General features: G+C 74.0%; 18 protein-coding genes. 11 read left to right on the top strand and 7 right to left on the bottom strand.

Going from position 1 to position 20,396, the window contains the following annotated elements:
• Positions 1 to 146: 146 nt before the first annotated feature.
• On the bottom strand, positions 147 to 347 hold the full coding sequence (locus tag MTDSW087_RS05755) for a hypothetical protein (protein ID WP_142582134.1): 201 nt from the start codon (positions 345 to 347) through the stop codon (positions 147 to 149).
• Between the two features lie 70 nt (positions 348 to 417).
• On the bottom strand, positions 418 to 1,179 hold the full coding sequence (locus MTDSW087_RS05760; RefSeq protein WP_144761359.1) for a HugZ family pyridoxamine 5'-phosphate oxidase: 762 nt from the start codon (positions 1,177 to 1,179) through the stop codon (positions 418 to 420).
• Positions 1,180 to 1,457: 278 nt separating this feature from the next.
• Here MTDSW087_RS05760 and MTDSW087_RS05765 point away from each other — a divergent pair, with 278 nt between their 5' ends.
• The 5 genes from MTDSW087_RS05765 to MTDSW087_RS05785 all read left to right on the top strand — a co-directional run bounded on the left by MTDSW087_RS05765 (position 1,458) and on the right by MTDSW087_RS05785 (position 5,566).
• The gene (locus MTDSW087_RS05765) at positions 1,458 to 2,168 is read left to right on the top strand and encodes a response regulator transcription factor (protein ID WP_144761362.1); all 711 of its coding nucleotides are present in this window, start codon (positions 1,458 to 1,460) and stop codon (positions 2,166 to 2,168) included.
• A 34-nt stretch (positions 2,169 to 2,202) separates the two neighbouring features.
• A complete protein-coding gene (locus MTDSW087_RS05770) occupies positions 2,203 to 3,993 on the top strand; it encodes a sensor histidine kinase (protein ID WP_373321994.1) in 1,791 nt (596 codons plus the stop codon).
• Between the two features lie 8 nt (positions 3,994 to 4,001).
• On the top strand, positions 4,002 to 4,502 hold the full coding sequence (locus MTDSW087_RS05775) for an HPr kinase/phosphorylase (protein WP_144761368.1): 501 nt from the start codon (positions 4,002 to 4,004) through the stop codon (positions 4,500 to 4,502).
• 126 nt (positions 4,503 to 4,628) lie between these two features.
• The gene (locus tag MTDSW087_RS05780) at positions 4,629 to 5,030 is read left to right on the top strand and encodes a PTS sugar transporter subunit IIA (protein ID WP_142582130.1); all 402 of its coding nucleotides are present in this window, start codon (positions 4,629 to 4,631) and stop codon (positions 5,028 to 5,030) included.
• Positions 5,031 to 5,248: 218 nt separating this feature from the next.
• Positions 5,249 to 5,566, top strand: a complete 318-nt coding sequence (locus MTDSW087_RS05785; protein ID WP_142582129.1) for an HPr family phosphocarrier protein — start codon at positions 5,249 to 5,251, stop codon at positions 5,564 to 5,566.
• 9 nt (positions 5,567 to 5,575) lie between these two features.
• On the opposite strand, the gene MTDSW087_RS05790 is transcribed toward MTDSW087_RS05785, so the two are convergent.
• The 3 genes from MTDSW087_RS05790 to MTDSW087_RS05800 all read right to left on the bottom strand — a co-directional run bounded on the left by MTDSW087_RS05790 (position 5,576) and on the right by MTDSW087_RS05800 (position 8,052).
• Positions 5,576 to 6,421, bottom strand: coding sequence for a GNAT family N-acetyltransferase (locus MTDSW087_RS05790; protein WP_144761370.1), 846 nt, complete (start codon positions 6,419 to 6,421; stop codon positions 5,576 to 5,578).
• Between the two features lie 115 nt (positions 6,422 to 6,536).
• On the bottom strand, positions 6,537 to 7,610 hold the full coding sequence (locus tag MTDSW087_RS05795) for a CobW family GTP-binding protein (RefSeq protein ID WP_144761373.1): 1,074 nt from the start codon (positions 7,608 to 7,610) through the stop codon (positions 6,537 to 6,539).
• Positions 7,611 to 7,701: 91 nt separating this feature from the next.
• On the bottom strand, positions 7,702 to 8,052 hold the full coding sequence (locus MTDSW087_RS05800) for a hypothetical protein (protein WP_144761376.1): 351 nt from the start codon (positions 8,050 to 8,052) through the stop codon (positions 7,702 to 7,704).
• Positions 8,053 to 8,339: 287 nt separating this feature from the next.
• Between MTDSW087_RS05800 and MTDSW087_RS05805 the strand changes: the two genes are divergently transcribed.
• Both MTDSW087_RS05805 and MTDSW087_RS05810 read left to right on the top strand, forming a co-directional pair.
• Entirely contained in the window at positions 8,340 to 8,621 is a 282-nt protein-coding gene (locus MTDSW087_RS05805; protein WP_144761378.1) for a DUF2312 domain-containing protein, read from the top strand.
• A gap of 164 nt (positions 8,622 to 8,785) precedes the next feature.
• Positions 8,786 to 12,061, top strand: a complete 3,276-nt coding sequence (locus tag MTDSW087_RS05810; protein WP_144761381.1) for a DEAD/DEAH box helicase — start codon at positions 8,786 to 8,788, stop codon at positions 12,059 to 12,061.
• Between the two features lie 132 nt (positions 12,062 to 12,193).
• Here MTDSW087_RS05810 and MTDSW087_RS05815 read toward each other — a convergent pair whose 3' ends face one another.
• Both MTDSW087_RS05815 and MTDSW087_RS05820 read right to left on the bottom strand, forming a co-directional pair.
• Entirely contained in the window at positions 12,194 to 13,210 is a 1,017-nt protein-coding gene (locus MTDSW087_RS05815; protein ID WP_144761384.1) for an aldo/keto reductase, read from the bottom strand.
• A 356-nt stretch (positions 13,211 to 13,566) separates the two neighbouring features.
• Entirely contained in the window at positions 13,567 to 13,893 is a 327-nt protein-coding gene (locus MTDSW087_RS05820) for a PilZ domain-containing protein (RefSeq protein WP_186383738.1), read from the bottom strand.
• Positions 13,894 to 14,249: 356 nt separating this feature from the next.
• On the opposite strand from MTDSW087_RS05820, the gene MTDSW087_RS05825 reads away from it, so the two are divergent.
• The 4 genes from MTDSW087_RS05825 to MTDSW087_RS05840 all read left to right on the top strand — a co-directional run.
• On the top strand, positions 14,250 to 16,952 hold the full coding sequence (locus MTDSW087_RS05825) for an ATP-binding protein (RefSeq protein WP_144761390.1): 2,703 nt from the start codon (positions 14,250 to 14,252) through the stop codon (positions 16,950 to 16,952).
• Between the two features lie 278 nt (positions 16,953 to 17,230).
• Positions 17,231 to 19,009, top strand: coding sequence for a hypothetical protein (locus MTDSW087_RS31195; RefSeq protein ID WP_144761393.1), 1,779 nt, complete (start codon positions 17,231 to 17,233; stop codon positions 19,007 to 19,009).
• Positions 19,006 to 19,944, top strand: a complete 939-nt coding sequence (gene bcsN / locus MTDSW087_RS05835) for a cellulose biosynthesis protein BcsN (RefSeq protein WP_144761396.1) — start codon at positions 19,006 to 19,008, stop codon at positions 19,942 to 19,944. Before MTDSW087_RS31195 ends, bcsN begins: the two co-directional genes overlap by 4 nt.
• An 18-nt stretch (positions 19,945 to 19,962) precedes the next feature.
• Positions 19,963 to 20,396 (top strand): response regulator (locus tag MTDSW087_RS05840; protein WP_144761399.1); only part of this gene is annotated, 434 nt, incomplete at its 3' end.

A 20,396-nucleotide genomic window follows, 5' to 3' on the forward strand; every position in this document is an offset into this window, starting at 1 on the left:
CCGTCAGGAACGGAAATCCATTTGGTGAGGCGCGGGATAGCAGGGGGGCGGCCTTGCGCCAAGCGACGCGGCTATCCCGGAACGGAAACGGCGCGGACGGCCCGTGGCCGCCCGCGCCGGAAAGCGCGTCCTACGCTTGAATGCGGTCAGCGGCCGCGGCCGCGGATGAGCCGCTCGATTTCGGCCTCGCCGTGGGCGCGGGCCTTCGCCTCGGTCGGGTGCTTGCGGTCCGAGCGCTGGTGCAGCTTGCCGTTCTTGCGGATGCTCCACTGGAACAGGCTGCCGGATTCGCCGACCGGCTCGACGTCGAGGCTGAAGGGATAGGTGTCGGACTGGATATCGTTCATGGGGCCTATATGGGGCGTCCGGCCGGGACTGCATAGGGGGCCGGACGGCCCCTTGGACGGCGGGTAGGCCTCAGCCGCCGCCCGCCCGCGCCGCCGTGGCCATGGCGACGAGGCTCTTGCGCAGGGCACCCATGTCGGAGACCGGCTCGGGATAGGTGACCCGCGCCGTGCGCTCGCCCGCGATCAGGTCCATGCCCTCCGGGTCGAGCCCGGTGAGGCGCCAGGGCCCGTCGCCCGCATCGCCTGCGTAGAGCGCGAGCGCGTCGGCATGGTCCGCGTTCATGTGGGCGACGGCGCCGGCCTCGCCCGCCACCACCGCCTCGGCGCCGGCGAGGTCGAGGAGCAGTTCCGCCCGCGTCAGGGTGGCGGCCTTGGCGAAGCCGCCATTGAGGTGGCCGGCGCCCGGCTCCAGGGCGAAGAAGCCGAAATCGGGGAAGTCGGCGTAGAGCTTGGCCTTCGGGTGGCGGGCCAGGAAGCGGGCGCGGGCGCGCGGATCCTGGGACGGCACCGCCCGGCCGACGACCGTGAGCCGGGGATGGGCGAGGGGGTCGCCCTTGCCGCCGGCCGAGAAGAGCAGCGAGCCGCGCGGGTCGGCGAGGAGGTTGCGGGTATGCGCCGAGAGCCGCGACAGCAGCATCAGCGGCGTGCCGTCCGAATCGGTGGCGATCGTCACCAGCGAGGCGAAGGGCGTGCCGTCCGGATCGAGGGTCGCAAGCGCGCCGGAGCGCACGCTGCGCAGCAGCTCGCGCGCGAGGCCCACCGCATCGAACCCGGCCTCCGCCGCCGGCAGGGGCCGGGCCGGCCCGGTGCCGGACGTCTGCGTCTCGCTCATCGTTCCTCCCGGAATCTGCCCGACAGATCATAGCGATCGGGCCCGTTTGGGCGAGGGGCGGCGATGCCGCGGCGGCCCGGCGATACGGCCAAGCTACGCGCGGCGCTCGCTTTTTTCAAAGCTTCATACTAAAGCGACTGTCCCTTCGGTGCGAAGCGGGCCCGGGCCGGCGTTCAGTCCAAGCCCCGCCTTCGCGCTCACGCCTGCCCCGGACCGGGGCCGGGCCCGGCCGCTCCCGGCCCGGACCCCGCCGCCGCCGTTTCAGTCAGGGAACGCGCATGCCCACCATCGCCCTCGTCGACGACGACCGCAACATCCTCACATCCGTGTCGATCGCCCTCGAAACCGAAGGCTACCGCATCCAGACCTACACGGACGGCGCCTCCGCCCTCGACGGCCTGCGGCACTCGCCGCCGGACCTCGCGATCTTCGACATCAAGATGCCGCGCATGGACGGGATGGAGCTTCTCCGACGCCTGCGGCAGAAATCGGACCTTCCGGTGATCTTCTTGACCTCGAAGGACGAGGAGATCGACGAGCTGTTCGGCCTCAAGATGGGCGCCGACGACTTCATCCATAAGCCGTTCTCGCAGCGCCTCCTCGTGGAGCGGGTGAAGGCCGTGCTGCGCCGCTTCGCCCCCAAGGACGGCACGAGCGCCGCCCAGCGCGAGGCGGACGTCGCCGCCCGCTCGCTGGAGCGCGGCGCCCTGATGATGGACCCCGAGCGCCACACCTGCACCTGGAAGGGCGAGCCGGTGACGCTCACGGTCACCGAGTTCCTGATCCTGCAGGCTCTGGCCCAGCGCCCGGGCGTGGTGAAGAGCCGCAACGCGCTGATGGACGCGGCCTACGACGATCAGGTCTACGTGGACGACCGCACCATCGACAGCCACATCAAGCGGCTGCGCAAGAAGTTCAAGGTCACCGACCAGAACTTCGACATGATCGAGACCCTGTACGGCGTCGGCTACCGCTTCAAGGAAAATTGAGAACCGCCCGTAGCCCGAGATCGACCTCCGCACCGTGCCGTCCACAACCGACGAAGCCGCGCGCCGAACCCTGTTCGGCCGGCCCATCACCTCGCCGCTCGCCTGGCCGCGCGCCCTCTGGGACGGGATCGGGCAGCGGGCCTCCTCCAGCCTGACGCGCCGCATCGTCGTCCTGAACCTGTTCGGGCTGATCGCGCTGCTCGTGGGCTTCCTCTACCTGAACCAGTTCCGCCAGGGGCTGATCCAGGCCCGCGTGCAGAGCCTCGCCATCCAGGGCGAGATCATCGCGAGCGCCATCGCCTCCTCGGCCTCGGTCGACACCGACACCATCCGGATCGACCCGGACAAGCTGCTGCAGGATCAGGCCGGCGAGTCCGGCCCGGAGGAGGAGGCCTCGCCGCTCGCCTTCTCGCTCAACCCCGAGCGGGTGGCGCCGCTGCTGTCGCGCCTCGTGACGCCCACCGGCAACCGCGCCCGCGTCTACGAGCGCGAGGGCGGCCTGCTGTTCGATACCCGCTCCCTGTTCAACCGCGACAGCAACCGCGGCGACGCGGCGGGCGCGCACAAGCCGAACGTGCTGGAGCGGGCCTTCACCTGGGTCCAGGCCCGGATCGGAAACCCGTTCGGCACCCGCACCGCCCCGCCGGAGGAGGTCGGGCCGACGAACGGCCACTCCCTGCGCGAGGTCCAGACGGCGCTCGCCGGCGCCCGCGGCAGCCTCGTCCGCCGCAACACGGACGGCGAGACGACGGTGTCGGTGGCGGTGCCGATCCACAAGGCCGGCCAGGTGCGCGGCGCCCTGCTGATCTCGACGCAGGGCGACGCCATCGACCGGGTGATCGCCTCCGAGCGTTTCGGCCTGTTCCAGGTCTTCCTCGTCGCCTCGCTGATCATGGTGGTGCTGTCGATCCTGCTCGCGGGCGCCATCGCCGGCCCGGTGCGGCGGCTCGCCGAGGCCGCCGAGAAGGTGCGCATGGGTATCAAGACCCGCGAGGAGATCCCCGACTTCACCGACCGCACGGACGAGATCGGCCATCTCTCCGGCGCGCTGCGCGACATGACGCAGGCGCTCTACCGCCGCATCGACGCCATCGAGAGCTTCGCGGCCGATGTCAGCCACGAGCTGAAGAACCCGCTGACCTCGCTGCGCAGCGCCGTCGAGACCCTGCCGCTCGCCAAGACGGACGAGTCGCGCGGGCGCCTGATGGCGATCATCCAGCACGACGTGAAGCGCCTCGACCGGCTGATCAGCGACATCGCCGACGCCTCGCGCCTCGATGCCGAGCTCGCCCGCGCCGAGGCGCGCCGGGTCGACATGAAGCGGCTCCTGACCACGGTGATCTCGGTGGCCAACGAGCGGCGCCGCTCCAAGGACTGCATGATCCTGCTCGACATCGAGACGCCGCCCGGCGAGCAGGAGCAGCCCTTCGCGATCATCGGCCACGACAGCCGGCTCGGCCAGGTCGTCAACAACCTGATCGACAACGCGCGCTCCTTCTCGCCCTCCGAGGCCAAGGTGCGGGTGGCGCTGCGGCGTGTGCGCGGCGAGGTCGAGATGATCTGCGAGGACGAGGGGCCGGGCATCCCCGAGCATGCCCTCGAGCGGATCTTCGAGCGCTTCTACACCGACCGGCCCGAGCAGGGCTTCGGCCAGAATTCCGGCCTCGGCCTGTCGATCTCGCGCCAGATCGTCCAGGCGCATCGCGGCATGATCCGGGCCGAGAACCGCCCCGGCCCGGCCAACGAGGACGGCGAGCCGACGGTGCGCGGCGCCCGCTTCGTGGTGCGCCTGCCGGCCGCGCCCCGCCAGCTCGCCCATGGTTGAGCAGATCCATGCCTGAGGCCGCCTGCCTCACCGCCCACGCCGCCTGCGTGGTGCTCGGCGAGGCGGGGGTGCTGATTCGCGGCGAATCGGGCGCCGGCAAGTCGAGCCTCGCGCTCGGCCTGATCGAGGCGGCCTCTTCCCGCGGCCTGTTCGCGGCGCTGGTGGCCGACGACCGGGTGCGGATCGCGCGGTCGCACGGCCGGCTCGTGGCCCGGTCTCATCCGGCGATCGCGGGGCGGATCGAGGTACGCGGCCTCGGCCTCCTCGCCCTGCCGGCTTTGGAGGCCTGCCTGCTGGCCCGCGTGGTCGACCTTGCCGAAGCGGCGCCGCGCTTCCCCGAGGCGGGGGCGGAGCGCGCCGAGATCCTCGGAATCGACCTGCCGCGGCTCTGCCTCGACCGACCCTTGCGCGCCGCCGGGCTCGGGCCCGCGGCCGTCCTCGCCGCCCTCGGCGTGGCTTCGCAGCCGCACAATCCGATCGTGCGCAGCCTTCGCGGAATCGCCCCGTAGCGCGGTGGCCCGGGTCATGGCATGATGATGACCTTCGTTTGAGCAAAACGTCGCGACTGCCTTGTACGCGTCGGGTGCGATGCACAACATGGCGGCTCGGATAACAGGACGTCGGAACACGCGTCGATGATTGGCATGGTGCTTGTCACCCACGGCTTACTCGCGACCGAGTTCAAGGCCGCTTTGGAGCACGTGGTCGGCCCCCAGGAGCAGATCGAGACCATCACGATCGGCCCCGAAGACGACATGGAGCTGCGACGCCGGGACATCATGTCCGCGGTCGGTCGCGTCAACACCGGCACGGGCGTCGTCGTGCTCACCGACATGTTCGGCGGCACGCCCTCGAACCTCGCCTTATCCTGTATGAATGGCGGTGCCGTCGAGGTGGTCGCCGGGATCAACCTGCCGATGCTGATCAAGCTCGCCAGCGTCCGCGACGAGGAATCCCTCGGGGACGCGGTGCTCCACGCCCAGGAAGCGGGCCGCAAGTACATCAACGTCGCCTCGCGCGTGCTGGCCGGCAAGTAGCCTCGCGCCAAGTCGCTTCCCGGCAAGTCGCTTCCCGGCAGGTCGCCTCGCAGGTCGCCCGGCTCGGAGCAGCCCGGCGCACGGACCTCGGCCGTGACCCGCAAAAGACTTCCGTCTCAGCCTCGAAACCGCTACGCACGTCGGACGACGGCCGAGATCCGTCGGCCGATGCGGGACGAGCCCTGCACGGCAAGCAACGAGCGAGACGCCCCCTGCCGATGGACGATCTCTTCGAGACGGACGACGATCCGCCGGTCCCCGAGGGCGGTTTCCTGCGCACCCTGCCGATCATCAACCGACGCGGCCTCCACGCGCGCGCCTCGGCGAAGTTCGTCCAGACCGTGGAACGCTTCGATGCCGCGGTGACCGTGACCCGGGCCGGCGAGACGGTCGGCGGGCGCTCGATCATGGGCCTGCTGACGCTCGGCGCCGCCCAGGGCACCTCGGTCGCCGTCACGGCGGCCGGGACGGATGCCGAGGCCTGCCTCGACGCGATCGAGGCGCTCCTCGCCAACCGCTTCGGCGAGGACGAGTAGGCGGAGCCTTCAGCCGGCCGCGTGGCGCCACGCCACGGCGCGCGCGCCGCTGCCGAGATGCAGGGTGCCCGCCACCACCGTGCCGCCGCTGCGCGCCAGCTCGACGCTGATCTGCCGCCGCCGCGCGAACAGGCGCGAGACCACCCGCACCATCGCGGCCTCCGCCGGATCGGCGATGATCGGCCGCCGCGCCGTGCGCGCGTCGAGGGCCAGGAAGGTCTCGACCGCGTCGCGAACCTGCGCCGGGTCGCGCACATGCTCGACGCTGGGGGGCCGGTAGCCCTCCGGGCGCACCCCGAGCAGGCTGGCCTGCGGGATGTTCCGGCGCCGGACCTCGTGACCCGCGGGCGCCGCGTCGGCCGCGTCCGGACCCGGGCGGGCCGGATCGATGTCGAACTGGACCGGGCGGGCGAGGGCGCCGAGGCGGGCCCGCACGGCCGCCACGACGTCGCGCGCGCGCTCCGGCTCGATGAGGGGGGAAGGCCCCGGCAGGCCGGGCGGCCGCCAGAGATGGGCGCGGTCCCGGGCGAGCAGGGGGCGGGCGATCCGCAGGGGCAGCACCCCGTGCAGGGTGTCCGGCGCCGCGTCCGGCCGGCGCCAGACCAGGGCGAAGGCGATCTCCTGGCCCGCGGATTGGTGCTGGGCCGCCGTGAGCAGGAAGTCGGGGTCCTGGAACGGGTCGGCGCTCCCGGTCCGCGCCATCAGCGCGCGCCAGGCCGCGACCGCCTCGCCGTCGACCGCCAGCGCACCGCGCAGATCGACGGCGAGCGGCCTCTCCGGCGGATCCGCGGCGGCCGGATCCCGGCGCGCCGGCTCCGAGAGTCCGCCCTGGATCAGTGTGAAGCGTCGCGTCATCGCCCCGTCCAAACCCTGTCCGCCCTGTCCCGCTTTCGTCCCGTTCCGGGACATCCGGGCGCTCCCGGCGCGCTCCGCGCCGGGGTCGTTTCAAGGACGGTGCCGCGGATCGGTCTCAGCCGCCGGGGATCGCGAGGGGGTTGTCGGTGAGCGCCGCCGCGTCCGGCGCGTCGGGGCGGGGCCGCCCGAGGAAGGCGTCCCACAGGCGCGCCACGAAGCTCGGATCGAGGTCGCGCACGATCAGGACGAGGCGCGAGGTCCGGTCCTCGTCCGGCCAGGCGGGCAGGGTGACGGGGGCGTGCACCACGTGCTGGACGCCGTGCACCACCACCGGCCGGTCAGGATCCTCGGCGAGCGCCACCAGCCCCTTGAGGCGCAGGAGCTTGGGGCCGTGGTTGGCGCGCAGGAGGTCGAGGAACATCTCGAAGGTCGCCCGCGGCACCGGCCGATCGCTCGCCAGCGCGAAGGCGCGGATCGCCGCGTCGTGCCGGTTCGGGTCGTGGCCGTGCGCATGCTCGTCCTCGTCCACGGCGCCGAGCCAGGCGCGCACATCCGCCGCCTTGCCGTCGAGGCCGAACAGGCCGCCGAGCAGCGTGTCGGCCGGCGCCTCCGGCGGCTCGATCGCGGCGGCCGGGTTCAGGCGGGCGAGGCGGGCGCGCAAGGGGCCGGTATCGCCGGCGAGGTCCTGCTTGGCGAGCACGATCCGGTCGGCCACCGCGACCTGCCGCACGGCCTCCGCATGCGCGTCGAGGGTCGCGTCGCCGTTCACCGCATCGACCACGGTGACCACCGCCTGCAGGCGATAGCGCAGCACGAGATAGGGATGGTAGATCAGCGCGTGCAGGATCGGCGCCGGGTCGGCGAGGCCGGTGGTCTCGATCACCACGCGGCGGAAGGGCGCGATGCGGCCGTTGTCGCGCTTGCGCAGCAGGTCTTCCAGCGTCGCGATCAGGTCGCCGCGCACGGTGCAGCACAGGCAGCCGGCGCCGAGCAGGACCATGTCCTCGTCCACGCGCTCGATCAGCAGGTGGTCGAGGCCGATTTCGCCGAACTCGTTGACGATCACCACCGTGTCGGCGAGCGCCGGGTCCGCGAGCAGGCGATTCAGGAGCGTGGTCTTGCCGGCTCCGAGGAAGCCGGTGAGCACGGTGAGCGGGATCGGCTCCGGGCGGGTGGATGCGTCGGCCATGGCAGCGGCCTAGCGCGCCCCGGGGCCGGGCTCAACCGGCCCGGGAGCGGGGGCGCCCCCAGCACGCCGCCGCGCTAGGGGGGGCGGGGCCTCAGCTCCGCGGCAGGCGCAGGGACTGCATCAGGCGCGGCAGGAGGCGCGGGCGCGAATCGCGGCCCTCGGAATCGTCGCCCATGCCGAGATCGCTCACGTCGAACGGGTCCTGCCCGTCATGGGCCCCGTCCGCCGCGGCCCGCGCGCCGGATGTCGCCCCGTCCTCGCCCTCGTCGTCCCCGTGGGTGGCGCGCGTGAGCACGTCGACGACCAAGTCCGGCACGGGCTGGTCGTAATCCTGCAGCAGCAGCGCCGCCTTGCCGAGCGCGGTCAGCTTGGACATCGACGTCTCGCCGATCATGCTCTCGCGCAGGACCTGATCGGCCAGAACGTCCGCGAGCCTGGACACCTCAGAGAGACGCTCGCCGTTCACCTCACCCTCCATCATCGTCGTCACGTACCCCGAAGCATGGGTTGTCCGGCGCTCAGCGTCGGTCTGAGATCAACATTTGTTACGATCACGATCGACCCCGTTATTGCTCAGCGGAGCGAGATTACTCACCGAGAAACGGAGTTTCAATCCTGTCAATCACTTGGCCGCGGGCTTTCTCACAGGCAGCTCTTCGGCGCGGTTGCTTAACCCTCCGTTGACCGTGATCCGCGAGGGTGCCGGCCCGGATCAGCCAAGGAGTGAGCATGTCCGACACGACCGACACCGTAGGCGTCGCAGGCGACCGCATCCGCTCCATCATCGAGCGCATCGAGCGGCTCGACGAGGAGATCAAGGACCTGATGGAGACCAAGAAGGAGATCTTCGCCGAGGCGAAGGGCGAGGGTCTCGACGTGAAGGTCCTCAAGGAGATCCTGAAGCTGCGCAAGCAGGACAAGGACGAGCGCGACGAGCAGGAGACGCTGCTCGACCTCTATCTCCGCGCCATGGATGCGCCGACCCCCGCGCCGGTCGCCCAGGCCGCTTAAGCCGGTCCGGCTGAGCCGATCGGCCTCAGCGAAAATCCGGGGACGCCTCCGCGGAAAGCGGAGCCGGATGCGGGCTCGCGGGTTCTCGAAGGAGACCCCCCTTGGAGGCGTCCGCCGCGCGCGAGCGGCGGACGCCCCCTGCGAGCGTGATCCCAAGATCCTCCATGGCCAAGCGCAGAGCGAGTGCGGACCCGACCCCCGAGCCGGAGGCGCCGCTGGTGCCGACCGGCGCCCTGGCGGTGGCCCTGCTGGGACTCGCCGGCCGGAGCCGGCCCCTCGTCCACGTCGCCCGCGACGAGCACCGCCTGGAGGCCATCGCCGCGATCCTGCGGGCCCTCGACCCCGCCCTGACGGTCGCGGTCTTCCCGGCCTGGGACTGCCTGCCCTACGACCGCGCCTCGCCCTCCCGCGGCGTCATGGGCGCGCGGGCCGGGGTGCTGCGCTGGCTGACCGACCGGGACAACCTGCCCGGCATCGTGCTGACCACGGCGCCGGCCCTGATCCAGCGCGTGCCGCCGCCCGGGACCTGGGCCGATGCCCGCGTCGAGATCCGCATCGGCGACCGCATCGAGGCCGAGGCCATGAGCGCGGCGCTCACCCGCCTCGGCTACATCCTCGACGACCGCGTGGACGAGCCCGGCGAGTTCGCGATCCGCGGGCGCACCCTCGACGTCTTCCCCGCCGCCGCGCCGCTGCCCTGCCGGGTCGAGCACGAGGACGGCCGGGTCGCCAGCATCCGCGCCTACGATCCGGTCTCGCAGCGCTCGCGCGACGGGACCGACCACTTGGTGATCGACCCCGCCACCGAGATCATCCTCGGGCCGGGCTCCGAGGAGCGGCTGCAGCCCTTCACCGGCCAGGAGCACCGGCTCGCCCGGTTCTACCCGGCCCTGGCCTCCGTGCTCGACTGCGTGCCCGAAGGCCGCCTCGTGGTGGAGGCCGGCGTCGAGGCGCGGGCGCAGGCCTTCTTCGAGCAGATCGCCGACGGGCGCGAGAGCGGCGGCGCCCGCCCCGAGCCGGACGGGCTCTATCTCGAGCCGGCGGACTGGGCCGAGGCCGTGGCTTCCCGCCGCCTCGCCGCGGCGACGGAGGCGCAGGGGGCCGACCTCGCCATGCCGGCCTTCGCCCGCCAGAGCCGGCCGAGCACGGGCTTCGGCAAGGTGCTGCGCGAGCGCCTGAAGGCCGGCGAGCGGGTGGTGCTGGCCGGGCCCGAGCGCGCCCTGCGCCGGCTCGCCCGGCAGGCCGAGCGCGCGGCCGAGCGCAAGGTGCGCATGGTCGGCAGCTGGGCGGAGGCCGAGGGTGCCAAGCCCGGCGAGATCGTCGCCCTCGCGGCGCCCGTCGAGGCGGGCTTCCGCGTGCCGGAGCGGGGCCTCGCCGTCTTCGCCGCGGCCGACCTCTACGGGCAGCACGCGGCGGCGGCCGAGGCGCGGGGCCACACCCTGCCCCTCGGCGAGGTGGAGCTGCGCACCGGCGACGTGGCGGTCGACCGCGACAACGGTCTCTGCGTCTTCGAGGGGCTAGAAACGGTCGGCTCGGGTGCGGAGGCCGGCGAAGCGCTGCGCCTGCGCTTCGCCAACGACGACATCCTGATGCTGCCCGTCGCCCAGGCCGACCGGGTCTGGCGCTACGGCTCGGACCCGGAGGCGGTCGGCCTCGACCGTCTCGCCTCCGCCTCCTGGACGCGGCGCCACAGCGAGGCGGAGGCCACCATCGCCCGCACCGCCCGCGCCATGGTGGCCCTCGCGGAGGAGCGCGCCGGCGCCACGGCTCCGGCGATCCGGGCGTCCGACCGCGAGATGGAGCGCTTCGCCGCCGGCTTCGGCTTCACCCTGACGCCGGACCAGGCCTCCGCCACCGACGCGGTGCTCGCCGACCTCGCCTCGGGCCGGCCGATGGACCGGCTCGTCTGCGGCGATGTCGGCTTCGGCAAGACCGAGGTGGCTTTGCGCGCCATCGCCGCCGCCCTGTTCGCGGGCCGGCAGGTGGCGCTGGTGGCGCCGACCACGGTGCTGGTGCGCCAGCACGTCCAGACCCTGGAGCGGCGGCTCGCCCGCTTCGGCTTCGCGGTGGGCCAGCTCTCGCGCCTCGTCGGGCCGGCGGAGGCCAAGCGCGTGAAGGCCGGGCTCGCCGACGGCTCGATCCGCGTCGTGGTCGGCACGCATGCGCTTGCCGGCAAGGGCGTGCGCTTCGCCGATCTCGGCCTCACCGTGATCGACGAGGAGCAGCGCTTCGGCGCCAAGATCAAGGACGAGGTCCGCGCGCTCGCGGGCGGCGGCCACGTGCTGACGCTGACCGCGACGCCGATTCCGCGCACCCTGCAATCGGCGCTGGTGGGCCTGCGCGCGCTCAGCGTCATCGCCACGCCGCCGGCGGTGCGCCAGCCGATCCGCACGGTGATCGCCCCCTTCGAGACCGAGACGGTGCGCGCGGCCCTGATGCGCGAGCACCGCCGCGGCGGCCAGAGCTTCGTGGTCTGTCCGCGCATCGAGGATCTGGAGCCCATGGCCCGGCGCCTGCGCAAGGCGGTGCCGGAACTCGCGGTGACCGTGGCCCATGGCGAGATGAAGCCCTCGGCCATGGACGAGGCGATGATCCGCTTCGCGGACGGGGCGGGCGACGTGCTGCTCGCCACCAGCATCATCGAGAGCGGGCTCGACGTGCCGCGGGCCAACACCATGCTGGTCTGGAATGCCGAGCGCTTCGGCCTCGCCCAGCTCCACCAGCTGCGCGGACGCGTCGGCCGCGGCCAGCGGCGCGGCGTCGCCTACCTGCTCAACGATCCCGACCGGCCCCTGTCGCCCGGGGCCGAGAAGCGCCTGCGCACCCTCGAGGCCCTCGACCGGCTGGGGGCGGGCTTCACCATCTCGGCGCGCGACCTCGACCATCGCGGCGCGGGCGACCTCGTGGGCGACGCCCAGGCCGGCCACGTCAAGCTGATCGGGCTCGGCCTCTACCAGCACATCCTGCAGCTGGCCCTGCGCGCCGCCAAGGGCGAGCCGGCCGAGGACTGGCGGCCCGAGATCCATCTCGGCCTGAGCGGTGCGATCCCCGTCGACTACATGCCCGAGCCCGAGGTGCGGCTCGGCCTCTACACCCGCCTCCTGCGCCTCGCGACCACGGCCGAGATCGACGCGCTCTGCGCCGAGACGGACGACCGCTTCGGGCGCATGCCGGAGGCGGTCGAGACCCTGGTGACCCTGGCCCGCCTCCGGGTGCAGTGCCAGGCGCTGGGCATCGCCCGGCTGAGCGGCGGCCCGCAGGGCTTGGCGGCGGATTTCCACCCGGGCCGCCGCCCGCGCCGCCTCGCCCTCGGCGACGGGCTGACGCTCCGCGACGACCGGGTCATCCTGAAGCGCGAGGCGCCCGATTCCGCCGCCCGCGGCCAGCTCGCCGCCGACCTCCTCGACCGCATCGCCGAGGCCTGCGAGGTGGCGGGGTAGGCGGAACGCGCTCTCCTCCCCCTTGCGGGGAGGAGCTGGAGGTGGGGTGGCGCAGGATCGGGGGTCGCGGTGCCTTCTGCACCGCCCCCACCCCTGGCCCCTCCCCGCAAGGCGGAGGGGACAAGCGGTTCCTCAGACGTCCCCGTTCGTCGGCAGGCGGCCCTCGATCGGGTAGGCCGGGTCGTTGTAGCCCGGCGTCGAGGGGTGGCCGACCGCGACGAGGCTGTCCACCAGCGCCTCGTCCTCGGGGGTGAAGCGGTAGGCGAGGGCGCCCAGATAGTCTTGCCACTGCTCTTCCGTGCGGGGGCCCGCGATCACCGCGGTGATCAGGCGGTTGTTCAGCACCCAGGCGCTCGCGAACTGGCCGGCGGTGATGCCGCGCGCCTCCGCATGGGCCTTGAGCGTCCGCGCGATCGTGAGCGATTCCGGCCGCCACTCGGTCTGCATCATGCGCGTGTCCTGCCGGCCCGCGCGGGTATCGGCGGGCGGGGCTGAGTCGGGATCGTACTTGGCGGTGAGCACGCCGCGGGCGAGGGGCGAGTAGGGCACCACGCCGAGCCCGAAATGGGCGCAGGCCGGCAGGTGCTCGGTCTCGGGCATGCGGTTGAGCGCGTTGTAGTAGGGCTGGCTCACCACCGGCCGGTCGATGCCGAGGGCGTCGCAGATCCGGCAGATCTCGGCGACGCGCCAAGCCCGGTGGTTCGAGACGCCGAAATGCCGGATCTTGCCCTGGCGGACGAGGTCGCCCATGGCGCGCACCGTCTCCTCCAGCGGCGTGCCATGGTCCTCCTTGTGCAGGTAGTAGATGTCGATCGCCTCGGTGCCGAGGCGGCGCAGGCTGGCCTCGGCCGCCCGCATCACGTGCACCCGGGACAGGCCGCGGTCGTTCGGGCCGGAGCCGGTGGGGTTGGCGACCTTGGTGGCCAGCACCCAGGCGTCGCGGTCGGCGGCGATCGCCCGGCCGGTGACCTCCTCCGAGCGGCCGTCGTTGTAGACGTCGGCGGTGTCGATGAAATTGATGCCGGCCTCGCGGGCGCTGCCGATGATGCGGGCGCTGGTCGGCTCGTCGGTGGCGCCCCCGAACATCATCGTGCCGAGGCAGATCGGCGAGACCTTCAGGCCGGAGCGGCCGAGGGAACGGTACTGCATGGGATGTCGCTGCCCGGTTCTGTCGACGCGCCCGGTGGCCCGGGCGCAAACGCGACAGGTGTGCCGCCGGGACGCCCCGGCCCGCAAGCCCGGGCCGCGCATGGCCGCTGCGAGGGTCCTTGCGTGGCCTCATACGACATCCGGGTGATCCCTTCGGGATGGCGGATGTCGTCTTCGCTCAGGCGCCGCGCGGGCTTGCTGATACCGCGTCCGGTCTGATCAACCGGACGCGGTATCATATGCGCTGGGTCGAGGCGTATCTGCGAAGTCCGGCCTCGCGCACGACCCGCGTCCGATCCGGACCGCCTCGCGAACCGTCTGTCCGGGCCTTTCGCTCGAACCCTGGGCAGGCGGCCCTACCAGGCCTGGGACAGGATCGAGAGCCGCTCGATCGCCGAATCGTACTGGCTCATCGGCGGGTCGATCCGCAGGTGGATCCCGTGGTCGCTCACGTCGACCACGCGCGCCCGCACCCGGCCGATCATCGCAGCCTCAATCTCCAGTTGCGTATCGAGGCCGACCGAGAGGCCGCTCGCCGGGGCGAGCAGCATGCCGCCCGCGCTCACGTCCAGCACCTCCGTGCGGTAGGCGCGCTCCGCCGCCAGCACCTGCGCCGACAGGGTGACGAGGTAGCGCTGCGCCCTGCGCCGCTCGTCGGAAGCGGGCAGCGGGATCTCGTCCACGGCTCGCGGCCCTTCCTCCGGAGCGGCTCGATCGGGCCGGACCCGCATGGATACGGAACCGGCGCTGAGTTGCGGCATCGGCACGGAAATCCAGACTCTCGCTCAACCTAGCGTCGTCGATTCGGGATATTCAGCGGTCGAGCGCTGCGCCTAGACATTCATTGCATTCAGTTTTAGGGCTCACGCAAGTTAAAATTCGGTCCATCGGCGTTCAGAATCGCTCGATCATAGGATCGGGCCATGACTCTGACGCCCCTGCCCGAATCTCCCTTGCCCCCGCGACCATCGATCGGGCCGATCCGGTCCGACGCGCCGGTCCGGGTCTCCGGCCGCCGGCCCATCCCGTAGAGCGTCCGATGCTCCCCACGACCGGTGCGCCCGGCTTTGACAACCTCACCGCCGTGCTCGACGCGGTGGCCGGGCTGGTTCTCTGCATCGACGGGGCGGGGCTGACGACCTTCGCCTCGGCGGGTGCCCGCGACCTTCTCGGGCTCGCGCCTGCCGCCCTTATCGGTCGCCCCTTCGCCGCGCTGCTCCGTCCGGGCGAGGCGGCGGCGCTCGCCGAGATCCTCGTCGAGCCCGCCGCCCGCCCGGTGCCCCTCAACCTCCTCGACGCGGAGGGCGTCCCCGTCGCGGTCGAGGCCTCCTTCCGGCCCGGCCCGGGCGGCCTCGTCGCGACGATCCGCCCGGTGCCGGAGGGCGACGCCACCCTCGCCGACCTGCGCCGAGGCGGGGAGGCCGGGGCTGCGATCGTCGGCGAGGGCGACCGGACGCTCGCCGACACGCTGCCCCAGCTCATCTGGATGGAGAGCGCCGAGACCGGCGAGACCCTCTACGCCAACCGCGCCTTCGAGGCCTATTGCGGCCCGATCGGCGCCACGCGCGAGGCGCGCACCGGCCGCTTCCACCCGGAGGACGGCCCGCGCATCGCCGCGGCCTGCCTCGCCGCGCGGGAACAGGCGCGGCCCTGCGAGATCCAGGCCCGCGTCCGCGGCCGGGCCTGCGGCTACCGCTGGCACCAGCTCGTGTTCCGGCCGCTGCGCCGGAACGGGCGCTGGCTCGGCTGGCTGGGCTCGGCCCTCGACATCGACGAGATCGTCACCGCCCGCAAGGCGCTGGAGCAGACCGGCGACCTCCTGCGCCTCGCCCAGGAGGCGGCGGCGGCCGGCCTCTTCGACGTGACGCCGGCCACGCGCGACGTCATCCTCTCCCCCGAGAGCGCGCGCCGCCACGGCCTGCCGGGGGACCGGCCGGCGGTGATCGGCCTCTCCGACTGGATGCGGCGCATCCTGCCCGCCGACCGGGCGCCGGTGCTGCGCGCGGTGCGCGAAGCGGTCTCGGCCCGCCGGACCTTCGACGTGGCCTTCCGGGTGCCGACCGGGGAGGGGCCGCCGCGCTGGATCCAGGCGATCGGCCGGCCCTCCCGCGATGCCGAGGGCGCGGTGGCCCGCGTCACCGGCCTCACCTTCGACATCACCGACCGCAAGGACACCGAGCGGGCCCTGGTGGAGGCCAAGGCCGCGGCCGAGGCGGCGCGCGCCCAGGCCGAGCAGGCCAACGCCGCCAAGACCGACTTCCTCTCGGCCATGAGCCACGAGATCCGCACGCCGCTCAACGCGGTGATCGGCTTCGCCAACCTGCTCGCGGGCTCCGGCCGGCTCGACCCGGACCTGCGCCGCTACGCCGACCTCGCGCATGTCGCCGGCGAGAGCCTGCGCACCGTGGTCGACGACATCCTCGACTTCGCCTCCGTCGAGGCCGGGACGATCAGCCTGTGCCCGGAGCCCTTCGCGGTGCGCGACCTCGCCGCGACCTGCCTCGGCATCGTCGGCGCCGCCGCCGCCGAGAAGGGGCTGGAGACCGCCCTCGAGGTGGACGAGGCGATCCCCGAGATCCTGGTCGCCGATCCCGGGCGCCTGCGCCAGATCCTGCTCAACCTGCTCAACAACGCCGTGAAGTTCACCCCCCGCGGCGCCGTGCGGCTCGGACTGCGCCACGAGGGGCGCACGCCCCGGGGCGAGCGCATCCGCCTCGCGGTGAGCGATACCGGCATCGGCATCGGCCGCGCGCAGCAGGAGCGGCTGTTCGAGCGCTTCGTCCAGGCCGACAGCTCGATCCGCCGCGATTTCGGCGGCACCGGGCTCGGGCTCGCCATCAGCCGGCGGCTGGTGGAGCGGATGGGCGGCACGATCGGCCTCGTCTCCGAGATCGGCCGCGGCTCGACCTTCAGCGTCACGCTGACCCTGCCGGCCCCGCCCGGCGCGCGCGACCAGCGGCCGGAGGCGGCGCAGCCGGGCCCGGAGCCGGCGCCGGCCGGGCGGATCCTCGTGGTCGAGGACGCCGCGATCAACCGTGAGCTCGCCTGCACGGTGCTGCGTGCCGCCGGCCACGCGGTCGAGGTCGCCGAGGACGGCTTCGCCGCGGTGCGCGCCGCCGAGACCCTGGATCTCGACCTCGTCCTCATGGACATCCAGATGCCGGGCATCGACGGCATGATGGCGACGCGGCTGATCCGCTGCCTGCCGGGCCGGGCGGCGACGGTGCCGGTGATCGCCATGACCGCCAACGTCCTGCCGGACCAGATCCGCGCCTTCGCGGCGGCGGGCATGGACGACCATTTCGCCAAGCCCTTCCGGCCGGCCGAGCTGCAGGCGCTCGTCGCCCGCTGGCTCGCCGTCCCGCGGCGGGAGCTTGAGGCCGCGGCGCCGGATGCGACCCTCGACCGCGAGCGCTTCGCGGAGAGCGCGGCGCTGCTGCCGCCCGAGACGCTGGTGCGGCTGCTGCGGCACTTCCAGGCGGATGTCGAGGCCGCCTTCGCCGAGGGGGAGGCCGCTCCGGCCCTGCGGGCGCGGGCGCACACGCTGGCGACCGCCGCGGGGCTGATCGGCTTCACCACCCTCGGCGATGCCTGCCTCGTCCTCGAGAATGCCGGCGAGGCCGCCTTCGCGGGCGCGCTCGGCGAGGCCCGGCGCCTCGCCCGCGCCGCCGCCGCCGCCGCCGAGACCTGCATCCTGATCCGCGAGGTCGAATCCACCCCCGTCCTCGGCCGGACGGACTAGGCCGCCCGGCGCGCTCCACAGCCTGTGGACGGGGCGGGGCCCGCGCAAAGAGCCTGGCCCGCCTGCATCATCGCCCCGCCGGGCGCAGTCCTCGACCGGCCTAGTCCGCCGCAGCTCTGTATAGGCCGCCGCCCGGCAAGGTACGATTAAGTCCTGCGGCCGGATTCTCACGGCCTCGCGCAGGTCACGTAGCGTATCGACATGCACCGCAGCCTCATCGGCTTCGCCGCGGCGACGCGCGCGGCCCCGCCTCGTCCGCTCGCCACGGGGCGTTCCGCATGCGCGCCGCGCTGATGCTCGGCCTCCTCGCCGTCCTCGCCGCGGCGGCCTCCGCCGCGAACGGCGAGCGGCCGGACGAGACGGCGCTGCGCTACTATGCCGGCACGCAGCAGCGCGAGCGCGTCGCCGCCGAGGCCGAGCGGCTGCGGCGGCGCCATCCCGGCTGGCAGCCCCCGGCCGACCTCTGGACCGCCAAGCCCGGCGGCGAGGACGAGGAGGCGTTCTGGGACCTGCTCGCGGCCGGACGCAGCGCCGATCTCGACGCGGCGCTCGCCGCCCGGGCCGCGGCCGAGCCCGGCTGGAAGCCTTCGCCGGGCCTCGCCGAGGGGATCGCCGCGCGGGCCCTGCGCGACGAGGTGGCGGGCCTCGCCAAGGCCGGCCGCTGGCACGACCTCGCCGACCTCGCCGCGCGCCGCCGCGCCGGGGTCGAGGCCGCGGGCGCCGAGGTGGTCTGGGCCGCGGCGGAGGCCTTCGGCCGCAGCGAGCGCGAGGGCGAGGCCCTGGCGCTCCTGCGCGTCGCCCTGTCCGGCGGACGCTTCACGGCGGAGGAGCGCCGGGTCAGCCTGCTGCGCGCCCTCCCGCTCCTGCCGATGGCCGAGATCGACCGCCTCGCCGGCCTCGGCGCGCCGGCCGATCTGGAGCCGATCCGCACCGACCTGATCCGGGGCCGGATCGCGGCCGTGCTGCACGACGAGGCCGGGCAGGCGGTGACGCCCGCCGATCTCGCCGCCTTCGCGGCCTATGCGGAGGGTGCCGCGGATCCGAGCCAGCCGGCCCTCGTCGCCTGGCTCGCCCTGAAGCGGCGCGACCTGCCGGCGGCGCTCGCCTGGTTCAAGCGGGCGATGGCGCGGGGCGGCGACGCCACGGTCGCCCACGGCCTCGCCCACACCCTGCGCCTGATGGGCCTGCGCCGCGAGGCGGAGGAAGTCGCCTATGCCTGGCGCGAGCCGCTGGTGAACAACGCCCTTCTGTTCATCGACCTCTTGGAGGCCGACCTGACCCGGCCCGCGCCGCCGCCGGTCGAGGCCGCGCGGCTCGCCCGCTACGCCGAGGTGACGCTCGCCAACGCCTCGGGGGAGGGGGCGCAGGCGCTCGCTTGGTACGCCTACAACACCTGCCAGTTCGAGACGGCCGTCGGCTGGTTCCGCCGCGCCGCGGCCTGGTACCCGAAGGAGGCCACCGTGTTCGGCTACGCGCTCGCCCTGCGCCGGACGCGGCAGGAGCGCGCCTTCCTCGAGGTGGTGAACCGCTACGACGGCCTGTTCCCGAAGGTGGTGGGCCTGCTCTTCCAGCCCGCCGCCGATCATCCGCTGCCCTGCGAGGCGCCGCGCGCCGCGAAGCCCGCGGGGCCGGCCTCCGCCTATCTCGACCTCGCGCCGCCGGCCGCGCCCCGCGGCCGCGTGCCGGCCCCCGAGGAGGTCGGGCGCCCGCGCACGGCGCCGCCGCTCGTCCGGCGCAGCGACTTTCCCCTGGCGGTGGCGCTGGAGAACGATCTGCGCGCCGCAGCCTCCGGCAGCGCGGCGCCCGCCCCGCCTGTTCCCGAGCGCGCGGTTGGCCGCGCCCCGACGGTCGCCCGGCGCGTGCCCGGCGTCGGGCCGATGCCCTACGAGCGCTACGGCTTCGCGCTGCTGCCCGGCTGGACCGGCGGCGACGCTCCCGGCCGCAGCGCCGCCGACCAGCCGGCGCCCGCCGGCACCGTCTGGGCCGAGGAGACCGCCGGGCCCGCCGAGACCGGCACGCTCGGCTCCGGCCAGACAGCGCGGAGACCCGCCCCGTGACCGAACCCCTCTCCCGCGGCCTCGCCCTCGTCCTGGCGGGCCTCGCCCTGTCCGCCTGCACCGCCCGCGAGGCGGCTCTGGGCCCGGCCGCGCCGCGCTATGCCAGCCTCGACGCGCTGATCGAGGGGCCGCGCCGGGCCGCCCCCCTCCGCGCCGCGACGCCGCTGGCGGTGCTGCCCGACTGGATCGGGACGCCGACGCGCCTGCGCGAATCGGACCGGGCGGAGGCCTTCGAGCAGGCCGTCTCCCTGAGCCCCGGGCCGCGCGGGCCCTCCCGCGAGAACCTCGTGATGCTGCGCCTCGTGCGCGCCGAGGCGGCCGAGGCGAGCGCGGGCGGGCGGCCGACCGAGGCGGGCATCCGCGCCGAGCTCGCCGCGATGTTCCCGGATACGCCCATGCAGGTGGTCACCCGGCCCGCCGCCAACGCCTACGGGCCCTACGGCCTCGCCGTCGGCCGTGCCGCGGACGGGGCCCGCTGCCTCTATGCCTGGCAATGGATCGCGGAGGCGCCTGCCCTCGATCCGGAGGCGGGCGGCCCGCAGGCCGTCTCCCTGCGCCTGCGCCTCTGCCGCGGCGACGTCACCGCCGAGGCGCTCGCCGCCGCCATGAACCAGATCCGGCTGGTGCCGCGCTTCGCCGGCACCCCCGTGGCATCGCCCCGCCCGCGGCCGGCGCCTGTGCGGGCGGCCGCGCACCGGGCGCCCACGGAGCGGCCCCGGGCGGAGAGCCCCGCCGCGGAGCCGTCCCGCACGGAGTTGCCCCGCCTGGAATCCCGGCCCGAGGCCGCGCCGGGGCGCCGCTATCTCGGTGCCGTGCAGGTCGCGCGCCCGGCCTCGGCGGGACCCGCTCAGGCTCCCGGTCAGGTCTCCGGTCTCGCGGCCGACCTGCCGCCCGAGGCCCTGCGCGGCCCGGCACCAAGCCCGGCGCGCCCGTGAGGACAGCGTGAGGAGAGGATGAGCACGCAGATCCTTCTGGTCGAGGACGATCCGGACTCGCAGGACCTCGTCCGCGCCCTCTGCGCGGCGCATGGCTACGGCGTCGACGTGGCGGCGGACGGGTTCCTCGGCCTGCGCCTGCTGAGCGAGCGCCGCCACCCGGTCGTCCTGATCGACTACCACCTGCCCGAGATGGACGGCTACGCGCTGGCGCGCCTGATGCGGGAGATCGTGGGCGCGCGCGGCGTGCGCCTTGTCGGCATCACCGCGGACCGGCACGGCCTCGCCTCCCGCCGCGGCGCCGACGCCCTGTTCGACGCGATCCTGGTCAAGCCACTGGAGCCCGAGCGCCTCCACGCCACCCTCGACCGGCTCGCCCGCGGCGAGGCGCCGGCGGCCCGGCCCGCTGCCTCGCCGCCGCCTCCGGCGCAGGGGGCGGACCTGCTCTGGCG

Source organism: Methylobacterium dankookense, assembly GCF_902141855.1.
Taxonomy (GTDB): Bacteria; Pseudomonadota; Alphaproteobacteria; order Rhizobiales; family Beijerinckiaceae; genus Methylobacterium; species Methylobacterium dankookense.